The organism is Microcoleus sp. T2B6, assembly GCF_036700475.1.
Classification (GTDB): Bacteria; Cyanobacteriota; Cyanobacteriia; order Cyanobacteriales; family Microcoleaceae; genus Microcoleus.
The window spans coordinates 50,122-66,360 of sequence record NZ_JAUBOZ010000041.1; the positions used below are offsets into that span (position 1 = coordinate 50,122).

The following is a 16,239-nucleotide window of genomic DNA, read 5'->3' on the forward strand; positions in this document are numbered from 1 at the left end:
AATACAGTTGATTAAAGAACAGGTAAGGTAATTATGAGCGTTAAGCGAATCATTTATCTCATCCTAGCAATTCTGGGGCTTGTGCTGCCTTGGTACTATAACTTGCAGTTTTTTAGCAATGCTGGCTTGCTCGACTTTGTAAACGAGAGTTCGGCTAATCTTGCTGCGAAATCGGTAAGTTTAGATTTGTTTATCGCAACTGTAGCAGGAAGCACTTGGATGTACGCTGAGTCAAAACGATTGGATATAAGTTTTGTAGGGCTGTACATACTTCTGGGTTTCCTGGTTTCGTTTTCCTGTGCTTTCCCGCTTTTCTTGTTTGTGCGAGAAACCAAGCTGGAAAAATCAAGCGAAGTCTCAAGTTGAAAAGTTGTTTAACAGATGAGTGCGGCGCAGCAAAATAATTCGGTGCAGGCGATCGAGCTATTATATAATTTCCGGTAAAATCACCGTTATAGGTTTGTAGTGACGACGGAAGTGCTCAGAATTTTATGAGGATTAAAGTCCTCACTACAAACCAACGTGATTGTTGTCCTTCCAGGGGAAATAATATTAATACCAATTTCACTCATTTCTTGCTAAAAACTTTTGGCTTGAGTTTGTTCCACCTGCCCAACCTACTATTGCATTGTTTATTGAAATTGAGATTACGCAATAGCATCTGAACTGACAAGATTCTCAAATTGCGCCAATAGCATTCCATCACCATTATTTGCAACTCCAAAAATTTTAGGTAACTGGCCTGTTTGGGCGAGAACTTGTCTCACTTCTCGGTTAGATACATCGGCCATATTTTTGTTATTTAGAATGGCATTAACCGCAGCGATACCCACACCTTGACCAACAGCAGCGTTGAATTCAACAATTCTGGGGGCAGAACAGGCAAACCCTTCAAATCCAGAACACGGACTGACCACTGCCAGGTTAGGAACGTTTTTAATAACCTCTCCTGATTTTCATGTTTTCGAGCTAAATTTCAATGTTTGCCGTCCAACTCTCTGTTTTTCCCAAATCTAGCTCCATCTTTCCTGATTGTTTTGATAAATATTCACACATTCCTGGACGCAGCAACTGGGTTTTTTCCCAAAAATCCTCCGTTGAGGACGATCGCTCTGGGTTGAAAAACCCGGTTTCTGAGCGTCTAGAGTCGGTCAGTCTGGTACTCTTGATTGCCATCAGGTGAGATTATCAGGATCTATCCCCAACTCCCGCAATCGCTGAGCTAGTCGATCGGCGCGCTGGGATTCCTGTTGGGCGCGCTGCGCTGATTCTTTCACCTGTTCTTCAGGAGTCAGATAACGTTTTCCATCGGCATCATACCAATACAACCACTCCCTTGTCACCCCAGAATAACTTCCCCTTTCACAACCAATCCCCAAACCAATTTCAGGCATCCAAACTGGATGTCCTGACTGTAACTCGTACTTCCCATTGACTAGCTTGTGTACTTCCAAATGAGGTTTACGGCGGCGGCGGGAAGAATAAATGACGTAATAAAGTACGCCTAAAGCTTGATAAGTGTCTAATTTTGTGCTGTATTCCTTGCGATAAGTTGGGGAAACAACTTCTAGCACGAAAAGTGGCATGACATTTTCATCCCACAGCACGTAACTGGGGCGCAATTCTTCGTCGTAAAATCGTTCTACTCCTAAACTTAAGAAAGCATCTGGGACAATTGGCGGTTCGTCAGGGTGATGATAAATACCCATATCTATGCCAAAAAACCAGTCCATGCGTTCTGCCCAAAGTATGAGCAATATTGCTTTTAACAAGCCTGGTATTAGTTCTTGCAGTTCGTTATCCACAGGCGTTTCATCTGAGTCTGGTAGTTCATCGGCTGAGGGCCAGTGCCTCGGAAATTTGTAATCTAACATGGCGGCTTTCCTCAAAACTCACTAACATTATACCTTTGATTTGTTTGGCAATAGTATTTATTGAACGAACCGCGAAGACGCGAAGGAAGAGAAGAGAAGATGATAGGTAATTTTGACTTAGTTAATCTGAAGTAATTTTTGTAAAATATTTGCTGAGATTTACGCGATCAACTAAACTATGTCTAACCAGTCGGTTCTAATGGGGAGCAGCCGTTAGAGGAAAGGGGGAAAGTTCGGTGCAAGTCCGGCGCTGTCCCGCAACTGTAATGAGAGTCATGTCGCTTTCTGAGTCAGGATGCCCGCCGATGTGTTAATTTACATAGTCTCATCTGCGAGGTTCAGTGTGAAGACCAGAAATCGGAAATTGGTCAGCTTGGGATTGATGGCTGGCTTGAGTTGTTATATTGTCCTGGGTTCGGCAACGCCAGCCGCAGCTATGCACATTTCGGAAGGTTTTTTGCCGATGCAATGGGCTGCATTTTGGTGGATGGTGGCGTTGCCTTTTTTTGCAGTAGGTTTGCGATCGATTACTCGTATTACAAAAGAACATCCGGAACTTAAACTATTGCTTGCTTTGGCGGGTGCGTTTACTTTTGTGCTTTCTGCTTTAAAAATTCCCTCGGTAACGGGCAGTTGTTCTCACCCGACGGGTACGGGTTTGGGTGCAATTTTGTTCGGCCCTTCGGTGATGGCGGTACTGGGGGCTTTAGTCCTGTTGTTTCAAACGTTACTGTTAGCGCATGGTGGCTTGACAACGCTGGGAGCGAATATGTTTTCGATGGCGATTGTCGGGCCTTTCGCTGCCTATTTTATCTATCAATTGCTGTTGCGAACTGGTAGCCAGCGGGCGGCAATTTTTTGTGCGGCGGCTTTGGCAGATTTGCTGACTTATGTAACGACTTCGATTCAATTAGCATTAGCTTTTCCGGCAGCAATTGGCGGTTTTATGGCTTCGTTTCTCAAGTTTGCTGGCATCTTTGCTATCACTCAAGTACCCCTGGCTATTACTGAGGGATTACTGACTCTATTGGTTTGGAATTGGCTGCATTCTTACGGGAAGCCGGAGTTGGAAACTTTGAAATTATTGAGACAGGAGTCATAAGCCGTGAGTCAAAAAACTACAAAAAATCACCAATCTACTTCGCGACAAAATTGGCTGTTGGCTGGCGCTGTGATTGTTCTGGCAGCGTTTCCTCTCGTTTTTGTGCGGGGTGAATACGGCGGTGCCGATGACCAGGCTAAGAAAGCAATTACCGAAATTCAACCGGGTTATAAACCTTGGTTTAATCATTTGTTTGAGCCGGCTAGCAGCGAAATTTCCAGTCTATTGTTTGCGTCTCAAGCGGCGATGGGGGCTGGCGTAGTTGGGTACGTCATTGGGTTGTATAAAGGCCGATCGCAATCTCGGCAGCAGTCTGATAATAAATCGTCGGAATGAACCATCAGATTGATAGTCTGGCTTATACCAATCGCTTGCGGGGGTTGCCGCCAATCCACAAGTTATCCTTTGCGATCGCCCTTTTAATTCTGTCTCTAGTTTCTGGGGCGATCGTCCAATTGTCGATCGGCCTGTGGTTGGCCGTCTGGATCGTCGTCTATGCGGGTATTCCGGGGAAAATGTATTTGCGGTTGCTGTCGCTACCGTTGATGTTTTTGCTGACAAGTTTGCCTGCTTTGGCGCTGGGTGCGGTTGAGTTAAGTCAAATCCAGGAAATTCAGTGGGATATTTGGCAAGGTTGGGGGATTAGCATCGGCACTTTTTATCTGTATGTGAGCCGCACTGGAATATACCAAGTGAGCTTGCTGTTTGCCCGCGCCTTCGCCTCGACAAGCTGTATGTATTTCATTCTCTTGACGGTTCCATTTACCGAAATCTTGCAAATTCTCAGACAATTACGCTGTCCAGAGTTAGTCACAGAACTGCTATTACTAATGTATCGGTTTATTTTTAGCTTATTGGCGATCGCCGATGAACTTTGGATAGCCCAAAACTCGCGCTGTGGCTATCGCACTTGGAAGCGGGGAATGCAGAGTTTAAGCATTTTAATCGGGCAATTGCTTCAGCGAACTTTGGAAAACTACCGTCAAGTTTCGTTGAGTTTAGCGTCGCGCGGCTTTAATGGAGAACTGCGCGTTTGGAATTCTTACCCTTATAAACCTTCGCCAAGATATACATTGGAAGCGGTGTTTGGATGTACGTTTTTAACTTTGTTAAGTGCGGTATTTCAAAGTTGAAAAGAAATTAGGAGACGGCAGTGCCCATAGGTGTCAACTTAAGCTGTCAGCCGGCCAAGTCCGTTAGTCATCCCGTGAGTCCGCCAGGGGTTGAAACCCCTGTCTAATAGCTAAAGTCCTCGCTATGAGGACTCAAGAACTCATCAGTCCTCTTCAGAGGACTTTAGCTTTGAGGCAGGGAATTCATTCCCTGCCGGACTACCGGACGGAAAATATGACTTTTATGAACATAATTAATGAATTTAATGAATTGACTCCACAAGATAAGTGTTGAATAATTGTAGTCAACACTTATCTTGTGGAAATCCTATGATAAATAAACGAATCCTCAAGAAACTATTTTTTTTGTTAATGGCTTCATTAAGCCTATTGTTAGTAACAGTAACTCATTCATCCGCCCAACAACTACCGTTCTACTGGGAGAATATTAACGTTCTAATCGACGTTCAGACTAACGGAGATATGTTAGTTACAGAAACCCAAAAATATGTGTTCACAGCCGACTACAACACAGAACGATATCGCTATATTCCTCTAGGTAAGGTAGATGAAATTAAAGATGTCATCGTTCAAGAAAATAATCAAATAATTCCGAGTAGCACGGGAATTGAAAACAATGAACTTTGGATTCGTTGGCAACATGAATTAAAACCGCCAGACTCACATACTTTTGTCATCAAATATCGCGTGGTAGGTGGATTGCAGCTAGATGGTGAGAAGACTCTAGTTTATTGGAAAGCCATTGCGGCAGGTCGCAAAGCGCCGATTAATACGGGAAAAGTTAGGGTGCAATTACCAGATGCTTTGTCAGGGAAAGTTGTATCGTTTACGAATTTTGGTGCAGCAGCAGTTCCGCGTCAAGTAGATCCTAAAACATTTGAATTTGTTGCAAGTCAGCCTATTCCACCGGAACAAGAATTAGAAGTGCAGATTGCATTTCCCCAGGCGATTTTGAATATACCTCAACCTGGTTGGCAACAAACTGGCAACCAATCTCAATTTTTTTATATGACTTGGTACCTGTTTTTCCCCATTATAGCAATTGCCATATTCATTGCACAACGACGCTGCCCTGAGTGCAAAACATTCAAGCTCCAACGGACTCATCAAGTTTTGATTCCTGCAACTACTAGCAGTTTAGGAAAGCGGCAAGTTACCCACCACTGTCGAAACTGCTCTTACCATCGCGAGTACGAAGAAGTAATTTCAGTCATTAGCACTAGCAGCGATAGTGGTGGTGGTGGCGGTGGTGGCGGTGGTGGTGGCGGTGGCGGTGGTGGCGGTGGCGGTGGTGGTGGTGGTTAATATCAACGGGAGTTACGCATCACAATCAAAGAAACCGGGTTTTTACAGAATCTGCGGGTTGTAACCAAGTATTCTCGCAAAAAACCCGGTTTCTGAGCACCCGCGCGTCCAGAAATATTGTTGATAATTCTCGTATTCTCGTTAGTTTAGCGGGTCGGATTTGAATAATGGCGATCGCACTTTTTTACAGATTGTACGATCGCTTTTAAATATTGGATGGAAATTTTAGTCACTCATTTTGAGATAAAACGATCGCACTTCATGCACAATCCTCTTTCAAATATGACTTTTATGAATATAATTAATGACTTTAATGAATTGACTTCAAAAGAAACCTGTTGAATAATTGTAGTCAACACTTATCTTGTGGAAATCCTATGATAAATAAACGCACCCTCAAAAAAATAGTTTTTTTATTACTAGCATCATTAAGCCTATTCTTAGTCACAGTAACTCATGCAGCGGCCCAACCGCTACCGTTTTACTGGGATAACATCAACGTCATCATCGACGTTCAGACAAACGGAGATATGTTAGTTACCGAAACCCAAAAATATGTATTTACAGCAGCCTACAACAATGAACGCTACCGCTATATTCCTTTAGATAAGGTCGATGCAATTAAAGATGTCACCGTCGCCGAAAATAATCAAATAATTGCCAGTAGCACAGGAACCGAAAACAATGAACTTTGGATTCGCTGGCAACATGAACTCAAACCGCCAGACACACATACTTTTGTCATCAAATATCGCGTGGTAGGTGGATTGCAGCTAGATGGTGAGAATACTCTAGTTTATTGGAAAGCCATTGCAGCGGGTCGCAAAGCTCCGATTACTACGGGAAAAGTTACGGTGCAATTACCAGAAGCTTTGTCAGGGAAAGTTCTCTCGTTTACGAATTTTGGTACAGCCGCAGTCCCGCGTCAAGTAGATCCGAAAACCTTTGAATTTGTGGCAAGTCAGGCTATTCAACCGGAACAAGAATTAGAAGTGCAGATTGCATTTCCGCAGGCTATTTTGAATGTACCTCAAGCTGGTTGGCAACAAAGTGGTAAGCAATCTCAATCTACTTCGGGACAAAGCTCTTTGACAAAACCCAGGCTTCCTTCTCCAGTGCTTTGGATATTTGGAATAATCATTACTATATTCATGATTAATGGCGGTGGCGGTGGCAGTGGCGGTAGTATCGGTGGTGGTAGTTGGGGTGGTGGTGGTGGTTGGGGTGGTGATGGCGGTGATGGCGGTGGTGGTGGTGATGGCGGTGGTGGTGGTGATGGCGGTGGTGGTGGTGATGGCGGTTAATATCAACGGCCCTGGACGCATCACAAGCAAAGAAACCGGGTTTTTACAGAATATGTGGGCTGTAGCGCGTCTTCTGGGCAAAAAACCTGGTTTCTGAGCACCCGCGCGTCCAGGAATATTGTTGATAATTCCCGTATTCTCGTTAGTTTAGCGGGCCGGATTTGAATAAGGGCGATCGCACTTCCTGCAACAGCTATTACAAATATGACTTTTATGAACTTAATTAATGAATTATATGAATTGACGTGAACAGTAATTGAATGAATAATGACAGTATCAAAATAAAGAGAAAAAATCATGTATCAAGATACTAACAAAAAAAACAGCCCGCCGCCCATTGTTTTTATTATTGCCATCGGCTTAATTGGGTTGGGCGCATACAAGTTTATTCCCGGTTTATTGAAAGCTAAAACTTCAAATACACCTACATCTACCTCTACAGCGGCAACGATCGCACCCGGAGCGATCGCCAATCGTATCAGTTTAGGAAATCAGATATTGGTGACATCCCAAACAACACCTGACAAACAAGCAGGAGTTCAAGCTTTTGCTGAGGGAAATTACCAAGCTGCCGCCCAATATTTTCAGAAATCGCTGCAACAAAATCGCAACGACCCGGAAACCATTATCTATTTGAATAATGCCACAACCAGCAATGCTTCTCCCTTGAAAATTGCTGTCAGCGTCCCCATTGGTAGCAACCCCAATGTCGCCCAAGAAATCCTTCGAGGTGTAGCCCAAGCTCAGGATGAAATCAATAATAGCGGTGGCATCAACGGCGCAAAACTGCAAGTAGAAATTGTCAACGATGACAATAGTCCAGAAGTGGTCAGAGAAGTTGCAAGGACATTGACAAAAGATTCGAGTATACTGGCAGTAATTGGACACAATGCTAGCAACGCATCTCTCGAAGCTGCTCCGATATATCAGCAAGAAAAACTGGTAATGGTGACACCGACGAGCTTTGCCAATAATCTATCAGGATTTGGCAGCTACATCTTTCGCACAGTACCCAATATTAGCTTAATGGCTGATCCATTAGCAGAATATGCAGTTAAAACAGCCGGCAAAACTAATATTGCCATTTGTTATGACTCCCAAGCACCGGATAACATATCATTTAAAGATGAATTTGTGGCAGATCTTACTGCTGCTGGAGGCAAATTAGTTCCTACTGTTTGCGACTTTTCGTTACCCTCTTTTAATCCCGAAAGTGCGATCGCCGATGCTGTCAGCAAAGGTGCACAAGGATTGATGGTAGCGCCCCACATCGATCGCATTGACCGTGCGATTTCTCTGGCTCGCAGCAATCGAGGCAAATTGCCACTCTACGGCAGCACTACCCTCTACACCTTTCAAACTTTAAAAGACGGACAAAAAGACGTTGACGGGCTTGTTTTGCCCGTTCCCTGGCATCCTGACACTAATCCCGGTAGCCGTTTCCCAGAAAATGCCCGCCAGCGTTGGGGAGGCATTGTGAATTGGCGAACAGCAACGAGTTTTGACGCGACTCAAGCTGTCATCGCTGGCTTGCGGCAAAGCAATACGCGGGAAGGATTACAACAAGCACTCAGAAATGCGAGTTTTTCGACAGCAGGATCAAGCGAGGATGTGAAGTTTTTGCCCACGGGCGATCGGGCTGGTAAGCCGATTTTAGTGCAAGTTAAACAAGGAGGAAGCACTGGCTATAACTTTGTCCCGCTGCGGTAAGTTTGTTAAGTGCGATCGCGCGGGCGGGCTCTTCGGCCCAACCCCTACTCCCCACAAGAAAATTCAATCTTTGTGGAACAGGCATCTTGCCTGTTCTTGATGCCAAACTCACGCCCTACAAAAAAATTCCCTCTTTGTGGAACAGGCATCTTGCCTGTTTCTTAGCATGATTAAATGGGAGCATCTCACCTTTGCAGCCCTCCGCTAGAAATTGGAGTTTTGAGGCAGGAGGCAGGAGGCAGGAGGCAGAAGGAAAGAGGAAGAAGGAAAGAGGAAGAAGGAAGGAGCCCGAAGAAGGAAGGAGCCAGAAGAAGTATTTTTACAAATATGAGATGCTCCCGATTAAATTCTCCTTTTCTGTTGAATTAGCCACATTTTTAAGATAAAATGAAATGAGTAGATTAAAGGAGAGCGTTGTGTATGATCGCGCAAGTTGAAACCAAAACCTACACCGCTGAGGAATATCTAGAATTGGAAATCAATTCTCCGGATCGGCATGAATTTATCAATGGGGAGATTGTTCTGATGGCTGGCGGCACACCTGATCACAATGAAATTACGAGCATCTTAAATGCTATTTTGAGGGTGAGTCTTAAGGGTAAACCTTACAGTATTTTTGCATCGGATCAGCGGGTTTGGGTTCCACACCTTAATAATTATACTTACCCGGATGTGATGGTGGTAGCGCGCCCGATCGAGCTGCAATCTGGACGGACGGATACAATTACCAATCCGCTGCTAATTGCTGAGGTGCTATCTAAAGGTACTAAAGCTTATGACCGCGATGAAAAGTTTGCTGCCTATCGCAGTATTCCTAGTTTTCAGGAGTATTTATTAATCGACCAATATCGGCTACAGGTGGAGCAATATTCTAAAACTGAAGCGAATAAGTGGATTTTTTCGGAATATAGCTGTATGGGCGATCGGCTCAGTTTAAAATCTGTTGCTGTGGAAATTTCGCTGGCTGATTTGTATGAAAATATTGAGTTTGGTGAATAGGCAAATAATCTACGACCAGAATTACTGGTGTGTTGCGCCTACAGCAAGATGTGATAGCGTAGTAACGTACAACACTCGCGACTTTGTTGGCATTGAGCGGTTTGGGATAAGAGCGATCGCGCCTGCTGAGTTTTTAAGAGCTATTGGAGCCTTAGAGCTTAGGTTAAGCCTGGAAATGCTAGAATTATTCACAAGAGTCGCCATAACAGAGGAGCTAAAAAATGTCACTTGCACCAGTTGAAGAAAAAATGTGGGAGAAATCTCTATCAAAAACTTGGACTAAAACATCTGATGTTGAGATTAACGAGAAGTACGAATCAGGAGAGAAAAGAATACTTACGGAAATCAACCGTGAAAAGCTTCCGAGCTTTGTTGAAGCATTATTAAGAAATCCTAAATACATGAATTTACGCCCACTTTATCAGAGAAGGGGACGTTGGGATATTAAGAAGCAGTCACGACTAATTGAGTCGTTTCTGATTAACATTCCCGTTCCGCCTATTATTCTTTATGAAATTGATTACAACTCTTATGAGGTGATGGATGGTCAACAGAGAATCACCGCTATTCGGGATTTTTATACAAATAAATTTTCCCTGACTGAACTGGAACTTTGGCCGGAACTCAATCTACTTAAATATGAACAGCTTCCTCTTAGGATTAGGGCTGGTCTCGACCGTCGCTCTATATCATCTGTAGTAATTATTAAAGAATCAACATCCGATCGAGAAGAAGCTCTATTTTTCAAACAAAAAACCTTCGAGCGTCTTAATACTGGGGGAGTAAATTTAAGTCAGCAAGAAGTGAGAAACTGCTTATATTATGGAAAATTTAATTTGGTATTAATAGAATTAGCGCGTCATCCCATATTTGCTAAAGCTTGGGGAATCCCGATCGAAGATAACAGCCCAGCATTATCAACAAATACTCTTTATAAAAAGATGGAAGATGCAGAGTTAGTTCTCCGTTTTTTCGCTTTGCGAAACGTAGAGCATTTCCGTAATGGTATGGAAGGATTTCTCGATTTTTACATGATGAAAAGCTTGGGCTTCTCCGAGCAAGATATCGAATTTTTAAAGGAAGTTTTTTTACAAACACTCAATCTTGCTCATCAAATCTATGAAGAAAGTTTGTTCAAACCCTTTGAGCCAAAGTCAGGGAATTGGAAGAAGAATTCTCATAAAGCTTACTATGATGCCGTTATGGTTGGATTTAGCAGGCATTTGGATGAAGCCGAAATATTGATTGCTCGAAAATTAAGAGTAATTGAAGAAACAAAGAAGCTCTTTGATAAGCAGGAATCGCGTCTTTTAACAGGTGAGGGTAGAACTAAGGCTGACATTCAGAAACGCATTAAGATATTTGACGAAATGCTCTCGCAAATTATCGGAGAGTAACTTGCGATGTTTGATGAGCTTCTCAAGAAAGTAAGTGTGAATATTTCCAGTGTACATAAAATTATCCAGACTAACGACAGGCTTAGAGGGATTGTATTTAGAGAGGACACCGCAACACAACAGGAATCGGAAGAAAATACGCAACTTACTCAACTAAGAGAAGATATTCCTAGTGAACGGGAGTGGCGAGTCTACGATCACTGTGCGGCGGTAACACGATTGTACGCAATTTATGAGGGATTTGTTGAGGAATTAATTACAAATTGGGTACAAGTTCTGCCAGAAATGTTTCCGTTATATTCAGATTTGAAAGACGAAATTAGAGATACGCATCAGATAGGTGTAGGAAAATTACTACTTGAACTAAAGAAAAAAAAGAATAGGTTTCAACACCTTTCTGTAGAGAAGGTTGTTCGAGGTTTATTGCGTGGAGTCACTGATGAAGAAAAATACGAATTAGTTTCAGATGCCTTTCTATTGCACGAGGGGAATTTACGAAAAAAAGCAATAGAGCAATTGTTTTCCGGTGCGGGAATTCCCAATACTTGGGCATGGGTGGATAATCATAGAGCTATCAAGTATTTCGTGGAAAATGTTCGAGCCAGAGAAAACACAGCAGAAGGAGAACTTGAACAACTGGTTGATTATAGAAACGAGGCTGCTCATAGAGCCATTATAGATGAGATTTTGGGAGAGGCAGAACTACTCGATTTGTGTAACTTTGTTGAAGCTTTGTGCAAATCATTGGCTGAGTTAGTGACTTCTAAGATTATTGAGCGGCAGATTTTAATAGGAAAAGCTAAAGAAATTGGAAACATTAGACAGTGGCTAGATAATATTAGGGTTGCCAGAGCAAGAGTTAAGGAGATACATCTGTCTATTGGTACCAAATTGTTTTTGCGTAAAGAGACTTCATCATACTGCTGCTTGGCTACAATTGAGAGTATTAAAATTGACGAAATTACTAAAAATGAGGTAGAGATAACAGAGGAAAGAGATGTGCATCTGCAACTTGATATATTTGATGCTAAAAAAGGGTTAAGCCTTTATATAATTGAATAAAAAAGCGATCGCCTAAATCTTCCTATTTTCGATAATTCTAATAGACATAGAAGTAAAAAGTCAATCAAGGCCAGTCAAGATGCCTATCCCACAAAAATTGTTACAGATATCTCATGAGTTTTTTGTCAAATATCCCAAATAGTGGTAATATTCCCGTATATCGATCGGCTCTGATGGAGAACAGCCATCAGACGCAAGGGGGAAAGTTCGGTGCGAATCCGGCGCTGTCCCGCAACTGTAATGAGATGATTGCATCTCTGAGTCAGGATGCCCGCCGATTTGTTTACAATCATGTTTTTCATCTGCGAGGTATGGATGATGGTGAGTTTATTATTTTTAAAATTATTGGATTGGGGTTCTTTAACCGCAGATATCAGCAGATAAACACAGATGAAAGCTGATGTAATTTGCTCTGGGTTCTGAAGCGTATATTATTTTAATGGAAAACAAATGCGAATTGAAGATAGTGTTTGGCAGGGTAGTTTTGGCTACTGGCAAAACTTGTTTATTCACCAGAATATTTTGCAGATCGGACATACTGCTTGGAATGGCTTTTTGCATCAAGGACGAGGCTTGGTTGCGTGCAAAATCAATACTCCCATTAACGGTTCTGTGAATTGGAGCGTAGATACTATCAAGTACGATCTGCAATTTATTTCCGACTTGGAGGCAACCGTTTATTTGCAACAACTAGAAATAGAGGAGAACACTGTTTCAAATCTGCTCTCTATCATTGATAGCTACGAACCCAAGACAGCAATTATATTTTTGTCGATCGCCAACGGTCAGATTGATATCAATTTGTTGCAAAACTTGGCAATTTCTCCTGTTGAGTGCTATGAACAAGTATGCAAGCGCTGGGAAGAATTTCAACTCTGCCCGAAATCCTAAAACTTACTAAATTTTCCGAATGCCGCAGCCAAAATCAATCGAAATTTCCAAGGTAACTCGCTACCAAAATGCAGCGCTTAATTACTATTTGGGCCTGACAGATTCGCCCTACCTTCACTATGGCTATTGGGAAACTCTACCTGTGCCCGCTGACGAACTAACGATCGCACGATTGCGCCTCGCTCAGCAAGCTTATACTGTAAAACTGTTAGATGCGATCCCCAAAGGCACTCATACGATACTCGATGTGGGTTGCGGGATTGGCGGAAATGCGGCTTATTTGCTCGATCGAGGTTTTGCAGTCGAAGGGCTCGCACCCGATCCGTTCCAACAACAGCGCTTTCTTAAGTGTACGGGCGATCGGGCAATCTTCCACCTCACGAGGTTTGAAGACTTCAAAGCAACCCATTTCTACGATCTTATTCTCTTTAGCGAAAGTAGCCAGTATATGTCGGCTGTTGATATTGCTAACGGTGCCGCTAAAATCCTCAATCAGGGCGGCTACGTTTTGCTGGCTGATATGCTGCGATCTGATGCTAATTATAAAGAGGGAATGTTCTCTAATTGCCATGTTGTTACGGAACTTCATGCAGCCTTAAAGCAGGCTGGATTCACTTTAGTAAAAACTGAGGATATTTCCGCCCATATTTTGCCAACAATCGATTTGTATGTCGATACTTTCCGCCGATATGGACTAAATACAATGATCTATGTTGCAGATTTGATTGCGATCACAGTTCCCCCCGTCCACAAATTCCTGCGCTGGATATTTCGTCGCTGGTTCAAGAAGCTGGTAGTTGAAGGATTGGAGGCAAGTCAACTTTTTGAGCAACATCTCTGTTATGAAATGCAACTTTGGCAGCTACTAGAACCAGATAAACGCTGATACAAACTAACCCTCATAAGTTTGTAGTGAGGATGAAGAGTCCTTTCTTAATCAGGACTAAAGTCCTTACTACGAACCAATTTTATTATGGTAATCCACCGACTACGCTCTAAAAAATAATAAATAATATCAAATCCGGTAGCATCGGAATTAATGTTACCCACAGTCAGGACACGGCAGTGCCATGTCCCTACAATTAATCCCGGTAGGGAAACGGCACTCCCGTGTCCGACATATCATAAAAAGTGCAACCGGAATTGATATAACCAATAACAAATAACCAATAACCAATAACCAATGCCCAATGCCCAATGCCCAATGCCCAATGCCCAATGCCCAATTCTAGAATTCGATCGCACTTCCTACTCCTATCCCTGCGGTTCGCGAGTGGCAATTCAGGGTTTAAATCTCAAAGTCCCCGCTGGGAAACGCTGCGGGCTGATCGGTCAAAATGGCTGTGGCAAAACTACCTTTTTTCTGTTAGCAAATGGCTTATATCAACCGCAACAGGGAATCATTAGCTGGCAAGGTGAGCCCTTTCGCTACGATCGCAAATCGTTGATGCAACTGCGCCAACAAATCGGACTCGTCTTTCAAAATCCCGAACATCAATTAGTAGCTTCGACGGTAGAAGAAGATATTTCCTATGGATTGTACAATTTAGGCTTGAGAGAATCCGAAATTGCTCAACAGGTGCAGCAGGCGATCGAGCAATTCGATCTAAGCGAACTCGCCCGCGAACCAATTCACAATCTCAGTTTGGGCCAGAAAAAGCGGGTTTCCATCGCCGATATCATGGTTCTCAAGCCCAAACTGCTGCTGTTAGATGAACCTACCGCCTATCTCGATCCGCGTCACACCCGACAACTGATCGGTTTACTTCAACAAATTCACAGCGCCGGAACCACTATTCTTTTAGCAAGTCACGACCTCGATTTCATCTACCGCTGGGCTGATTGGGTGTTTGTAATGGATCGGGGGAAACTAATTTTAGAAGGAGCACCGGAAAGCGTTTTTGCTCAGCGGGATGTGTTGGAACAATTGCACCTTGGGGTACCGCTGGCGATCGAGCTTATGGAGCAAATAAGGGCGATGTTTCCCACAGACGATCGCTCAAAAATCCCCGCTTTCGAGCAATGGCAACAACAAATTTTACAAGCACGTCGGCTGCTTTAACGGAACTTAGACAATTGATAATTGGCATTGCTGATTCACGGTATGAATTACCTTTGAATGGAAGTTACAAAACTCACCATACTTGCTTTATAGCAATTGCGAAATCTTGAATTCATACCTGTATCCAGCAACGCCGCCGGCGGGGGGAAGTTCAGATTACACATTACCAATCATCAAAAATTGATTGAGGAAAAAGGCGATCGCCCCACTGCCGATCGGCACAGTGAGATTGTCAATTCCCAGCTTGGAAACCGACTCCAAAGTAGCAGCAACTAAAGCGACAACAGCAGACACAGCCCAAGTTTGCCAAATATTGCCTTGAACCGCCAGCAAAATCAAACTGCTAACAGCAAAACTCACCAAATACATAGTTGCAGAACCTTCCCAACTCTTCTGAATTCCCCCAACTCGATAAATATGTTTGCCGTATTTCTGGCCGATGACAGCAGCCAATCCGTCGCCCCAAGTCATGACTAAAATGCCCAAAGCAGCGTATTCCTGATGTTGCAGCGGCCAAAACCAAGCTACGAGAACGCTGATACTAACAGCATAGAAAAAAGTCCCCAAACTCTTGCGGTTGATACTGTTAAGACTGGGCAAAATCGGAACTTGGTAAGAAATTAGGGCGATCGCGCCTGCTAAAACCCCCGCCGAAATCCCCACCCAACCGGGTATTTCCAGCCACCAAGCCAGCAAAATCACATTTCCACTACCCATGTGAACCACCTTCCGCGATACTTCAGGATCGACAGAAGTAAAGCGATTTAACCCTTCAGCTACCAGTAAAATCAAGCCCAGCCAGACTCCCACGAGGGAAATTTGCAGCCACACAGTCGGAACTTCAGAAAATATAGACACGATATTTAGGGAAAACTTAGATCGGGCACTGTTTACTACTTTAGTGGAAAGCGCGATCGATGTTAGAACCCCGCAGCCTTAAAGTGCTGCGGGGAGCTGGCTGTTATGTTTTTTGAGGTTGGTCTACTTAAAACCTGTGCTATGCTATAAGCAAGTCTAGGGAAAAAGCTATGACTATTTTAGTAGAAGAACTTTTGAATACCTTTGAGCGATTAACAGACTCAGAGCGGTTAGATTTGGTATTGGAAATTTTGAAACGGACTGTTTATTTAGACTTCCCGCCCCTATCTGATGACGATTTAGTTCTAAATGCTGAGGGACTTTTTCTAGAGCTAGATGAGGAAGAATCCGTATATGAATAGTCCAGAGCGTGGTGAAATCTGGTTAGTCGATCTAGGTTATACTGCGAAAGTCAGACCATGTTTGGTCGTGAGTATTCCTGCTCTAAATCAAGACCGGGCATTAGCGACTCTAGGAATGAGAATTAAATAACTTCCACAAGATTGTGGGATGGGCGTCCCGCCCGTCCAAAAAGGACGGGC

General features: G+C 43.3%; 21 protein-coding genes and 2 riboswitches. Of the genes, 17 read left to right on the plus strand and 4 right to left on the minus strand.

Features of this window, described 5'->3' with window-relative positions:
* Positions 1 to 33 precede the first annotated feature (33 nt).
* Entirely contained in the window at positions 34 to 366 is a 333-nt protein-coding gene (locus tag QUA00_RS18690; RefSeq protein ID WP_333410719.1) for a DUF2834 domain-containing protein, read from the plus strand.
* A gap of 281 nt (positions 367 to 647) precedes the next feature.
* Here QUA00_RS18690 and QUA00_RS18695 read toward each other — a convergent pair whose 3' ends face one another.
* The 3 genes from QUA00_RS18695 to QUA00_RS18705 are packed head-to-tail and all read right to left on the minus strand — an operon-like array spanning position 648 to position 1,874.
* Positions 648 to 917: a hypothetical protein gene (locus QUA00_RS18695; RefSeq protein WP_333410721.1), complete on the minus strand. Its 270-nt coding sequence runs from the start codon at positions 915 to 917 to the stop codon at positions 648 to 650.
* Between the two features lie 52 nt (positions 918 to 969).
* Positions 970 to 1,176, minus strand: a complete 207-nt coding sequence (locus QUA00_RS18700; RefSeq protein WP_333410722.1) for a hypothetical protein — start codon at positions 1,174 to 1,176, stop codon at positions 970 to 972.
* Complete coding sequence (locus tag QUA00_RS18705; RefSeq protein ID WP_333410724.1) at positions 1,176 to 1,874, minus strand: Uma2 family endonuclease; 699 nt, start codon at positions 1,872 to 1,874, stop codon at positions 1,176 to 1,178. The genes QUA00_RS18700 and QUA00_RS18705 overlap by 1 nt, the downstream gene beginning before the upstream one ends.
* Before the next feature lie 174 nt (positions 1,875 to 2,048).
* A riboswitch (cobalamin riboswitch) is annotated at positions 2,049 to 2,195 on the plus strand.
* 61 nt (positions 2,196 to 2,256) lie between these two features.
* Between QUA00_RS18705 and QUA00_RS18710 the strand changes: the two genes are divergently transcribed.
* From QUA00_RS18710 to QUA00_RS18775, 14 genes are all read left to right on the plus strand, one after another.
* Positions 2,257 to 2,976: an energy-coupling factor ABC transporter permease gene (locus tag QUA00_RS18710; RefSeq protein WP_333410749.1), complete on the plus strand. Its 720-nt coding sequence runs from the start codon at positions 2,257 to 2,259 to the stop codon at positions 2,974 to 2,976.
* Between the two features lie 3 nt (positions 2,977 to 2,979).
* Positions 2,980 to 3,312 (plus strand): energy-coupling factor ABC transporter substrate-binding protein, encoded by a 333-nt coding sequence (locus QUA00_RS18715; RefSeq protein WP_333410726.1) that lies wholly within the window; start codon positions 2,980 to 2,982, stop codon positions 3,310 to 3,312.
* Positions 3,309 to 4,109, plus strand: a complete 801-nt coding sequence (cbiQ, locus tag QUA00_RS18720; protein WP_333410728.1) for a cobalt ECF transporter T component CbiQ — start codon at positions 3,309 to 3,311, stop codon at positions 4,107 to 4,109. Before QUA00_RS18715 ends, cbiQ begins: the two co-directional genes overlap by 4 nt.
* A 124-nt stretch (positions 4,110 to 4,233) precedes the next feature.
* Positions 4,234 to 4,383 (plus strand): hypothetical protein, encoded by a 150-nt coding sequence (locus tag QUA00_RS18725; protein WP_333410729.1) that lies wholly within the window; start codon positions 4,234 to 4,236, stop codon positions 4,381 to 4,383.
* Positions 4,384 to 4,418: 35 nt separating this feature from the next.
* Entirely contained in the window at positions 4,419 to 5,414 is a 996-nt protein-coding gene (locus QUA00_RS18730; RefSeq protein WP_333307259.1) for a DUF2207 domain-containing protein, read from the plus strand.
* Between the two features lie 377 nt (positions 5,415 to 5,791).
* On the plus strand, positions 5,792 to 6,718 hold the full coding sequence (locus QUA00_RS18735; protein ID WP_333410731.1) for a DUF2207 domain-containing protein: 927 nt from the start codon (positions 5,792 to 5,794) through the stop codon (positions 6,716 to 6,718).
* Positions 6,719 to 7,015: 297 nt separating this feature from the next.
* Positions 7,016 to 8,428 carry an ABC transporter substrate-binding protein gene (locus tag QUA00_RS18740; RefSeq protein ID WP_333410733.1) on the plus strand — a complete coding sequence of 471 codons (1,413 nt, stop codon included), beginning with the start codon at positions 7,016 to 7,018 and terminating at the stop codon, positions 8,426 to 8,428.
* Between the two features lie 191 nt (positions 8,429 to 8,619).
* Entirely contained in the window at positions 8,620 to 8,814 is a 195-nt protein-coding gene (locus tag QUA00_RS18745) for a hypothetical protein (RefSeq protein ID WP_333410735.1), read from the plus strand.
* Between the two features lie 34 nt (positions 8,815 to 8,848).
* Positions 8,849 to 9,427: a Uma2 family endonuclease gene (locus tag QUA00_RS18750; protein WP_333410737.1), complete on the plus strand. Its 579-nt coding sequence runs from the start codon at positions 8,849 to 8,851 to the stop codon at positions 9,425 to 9,427.
* A gap of 221 nt (positions 9,428 to 9,648) precedes the next feature.
* A complete protein-coding gene (locus QUA00_RS18755; RefSeq protein ID WP_333410739.1) occupies positions 9,649 to 10,824 on the plus strand; it encodes a DUF262 domain-containing protein in 1,176 nt (391 codons plus the stop codon).
* 6 nt (positions 10,825 to 10,830) lie between these two features.
* The gene (locus QUA00_RS18760) at positions 10,831 to 11,886 is read left to right on the plus strand and encodes an MAE_28990/MAE_18760 family HEPN-like nuclease (protein ID WP_333410741.1); all 1,056 of its coding nucleotides are present in this window, start codon (positions 10,831 to 10,833) and stop codon (positions 11,884 to 11,886) included.
* Positions 11,887 to 12,034: 148 nt separating this feature from the next.
* A riboswitch (cobalamin riboswitch) is annotated at positions 12,035 to 12,179 on the plus strand.
* Between the two features lie 157 nt (positions 12,180 to 12,336).
* On the plus strand, positions 12,337 to 12,777 hold the full coding sequence (locus tag QUA00_RS18765; protein ID WP_333410743.1) for a hypothetical protein: 441 nt from the start codon (positions 12,337 to 12,339) through the stop codon (positions 12,775 to 12,777).
* A gap of 19 nt (positions 12,778 to 12,796) precedes the next feature.
* The gene (locus tag QUA00_RS18770; protein WP_333410744.1) at positions 12,797 to 13,663 is read left to right on the plus strand and encodes a methyltransferase domain-containing protein; all 867 of its coding nucleotides are present in this window, start codon (positions 12,797 to 12,799) and stop codon (positions 13,661 to 13,663) included.
* A 297-nt stretch (positions 13,664 to 13,960) separates the two neighbouring features.
* The gene (locus QUA00_RS18775; protein WP_333410746.1) at positions 13,961 to 14,839 is read left to right on the plus strand and encodes an ABC transporter ATP-binding protein; all 879 of its coding nucleotides are present in this window, start codon (positions 13,961 to 13,963) and stop codon (positions 14,837 to 14,839) included.
* A gap of 156 nt (positions 14,840 to 14,995) precedes the next feature.
* Here the strand turns inward: QUA00_RS18775 and QUA00_RS18780 are convergent, their stop codons facing one another.
* The gene (locus QUA00_RS18780) at positions 14,996 to 15,697 is read right to left on the minus strand and encodes a diacylglycerol/polyprenol kinase family protein (RefSeq protein WP_333307269.1); all 702 of its coding nucleotides are present in this window, start codon (positions 15,695 to 15,697) and stop codon (positions 14,996 to 14,998) included.
* Between the two features lie 170 nt (positions 15,698 to 15,867).
* Here QUA00_RS18780 and QUA00_RS18785 point away from each other — a divergent pair, with 170 nt between their 5' ends.
* Positions 15,868 to 16,059 carry a hypothetical protein gene (locus QUA00_RS18785; protein WP_333144515.1) on the plus strand — a complete coding sequence of 64 codons (192 nt, stop codon included), beginning with the start codon at positions 15,868 to 15,870 and terminating at the stop codon, positions 16,057 to 16,059.
* A complete protein-coding gene (locus tag QUA00_RS18790; protein WP_333307271.1) occupies positions 16,052 to 16,189 on the plus strand; it encodes a type II toxin-antitoxin system PemK/MazF family toxin in 138 nt (45 codons plus the stop codon). The genes QUA00_RS18785 and QUA00_RS18790 overlap by 8 nt, the downstream gene beginning before the upstream one ends.
* Positions 16,190 to 16,239 lie beyond the last annotated feature (50 nt).

What these genes read in the sequence shown, in the direction of transcription:
- QUA00_RS18690 (WP_333410719.1), top strand. Translation starts at nt 34, where the DNA reads ATGAGCGTTAAGCGAATCATTTATCTCATCCTAGCAATTCTGGGGCTT.
- QUA00_RS18700 (WP_333410722.1), bottom strand. Translation starts at nt 1,176, where the DNA reads ATGGCAATCAAGAGTACCAGACTGACCGACTCTAGACGCTCAGAAACC.
- QUA00_RS18705 (WP_333410724.1), bottom strand. Translation starts at nt 1,874, where the DNA reads ATGTTAGATTACAAATTTCCGAGGCACTGGCCCTCAGCCGATGAACTA.
- QUA00_RS18710 (WP_333410749.1), top strand. Translation starts at nt 2,257, where the DNA reads ATGGCTGGCTTGAGTTGTTATATTGTCCTGGGTTCGGCAACGCCAGCC.
- cbiQ (WP_333410728.1), top strand. Translation starts at nt 3,309, where the DNA reads ATGAACCATCAGATTGATAGTCTGGCTTATACCAATCGCTTGCGGGGG.
- QUA00_RS18725 (WP_333410729.1), top strand. Translation starts at nt 4,234, where the DNA reads ATGAGGACTCAAGAACTCATCAGTCCTCTTCAGAGGACTTTAGCTTTG.
- QUA00_RS18730 (WP_333307259.1), top strand. Translation starts at nt 4,419, where the DNA reads ATGATAAATAAACGAATCCTCAAGAAACTATTTTTTTTGTTAATGGCT.
- QUA00_RS18735 (WP_333410731.1), top strand. Translation starts at nt 5,792, where the DNA reads ATGATAAATAAACGCACCCTCAAAAAAATAGTTTTTTTATTACTAGCA.
- QUA00_RS18740 (WP_333410733.1), top strand. Translation starts at nt 7,016, where the DNA reads ATGTATCAAGATACTAACAAAAAAAACAGCCCGCCGCCCATTGTTTTT.
- QUA00_RS18750 (WP_333410737.1), top strand. Translation starts at nt 8,849, where the DNA reads ATGATCGCGCAAGTTGAAACCAAAACCTACACCGCTGAGGAATATCTA.
- QUA00_RS18755 (WP_333410739.1), top strand. Translation starts at nt 9,649, where the DNA reads ATGTCACTTGCACCAGTTGAAGAAAAAATGTGGGAGAAATCTCTATCA.
- QUA00_RS18760 (WP_333410741.1), top strand. Translation starts at nt 10,831, where the DNA reads ATGTTTGATGAGCTTCTCAAGAAAGTAAGTGTGAATATTTCCAGTGTA.
- QUA00_RS18765 (WP_333410743.1), top strand. Translation starts at nt 12,337, where the DNA reads ATGCGAATTGAAGATAGTGTTTGGCAGGGTAGTTTTGGCTACTGGCAA.
- QUA00_RS18770 (WP_333410744.1), top strand. Translation starts at nt 12,797, where the DNA reads ATGCCGCAGCCAAAATCAATCGAAATTTCCAAGGTAACTCGCTACCAA.
- QUA00_RS18775 (WP_333410746.1), top strand. Translation starts at nt 13,961, where the DNA reads ATGCCCAATGCCCAATGCCCAATGCCCAATGCCCAATGCCCAATTCTA.
- QUA00_RS18785 (WP_333144515.1), top strand. Translation starts at nt 15,868, where the DNA reads ATGACTATTTTAGTAGAAGAACTTTTGAATACCTTTGAGCGATTAACA.
- QUA00_RS18790 (WP_333307271.1), top strand. Translation starts at nt 16,052, where the DNA reads ATGAATAGTCCAGAGCGTGGTGAAATCTGGTTAGTCGATCTAGGTTAT.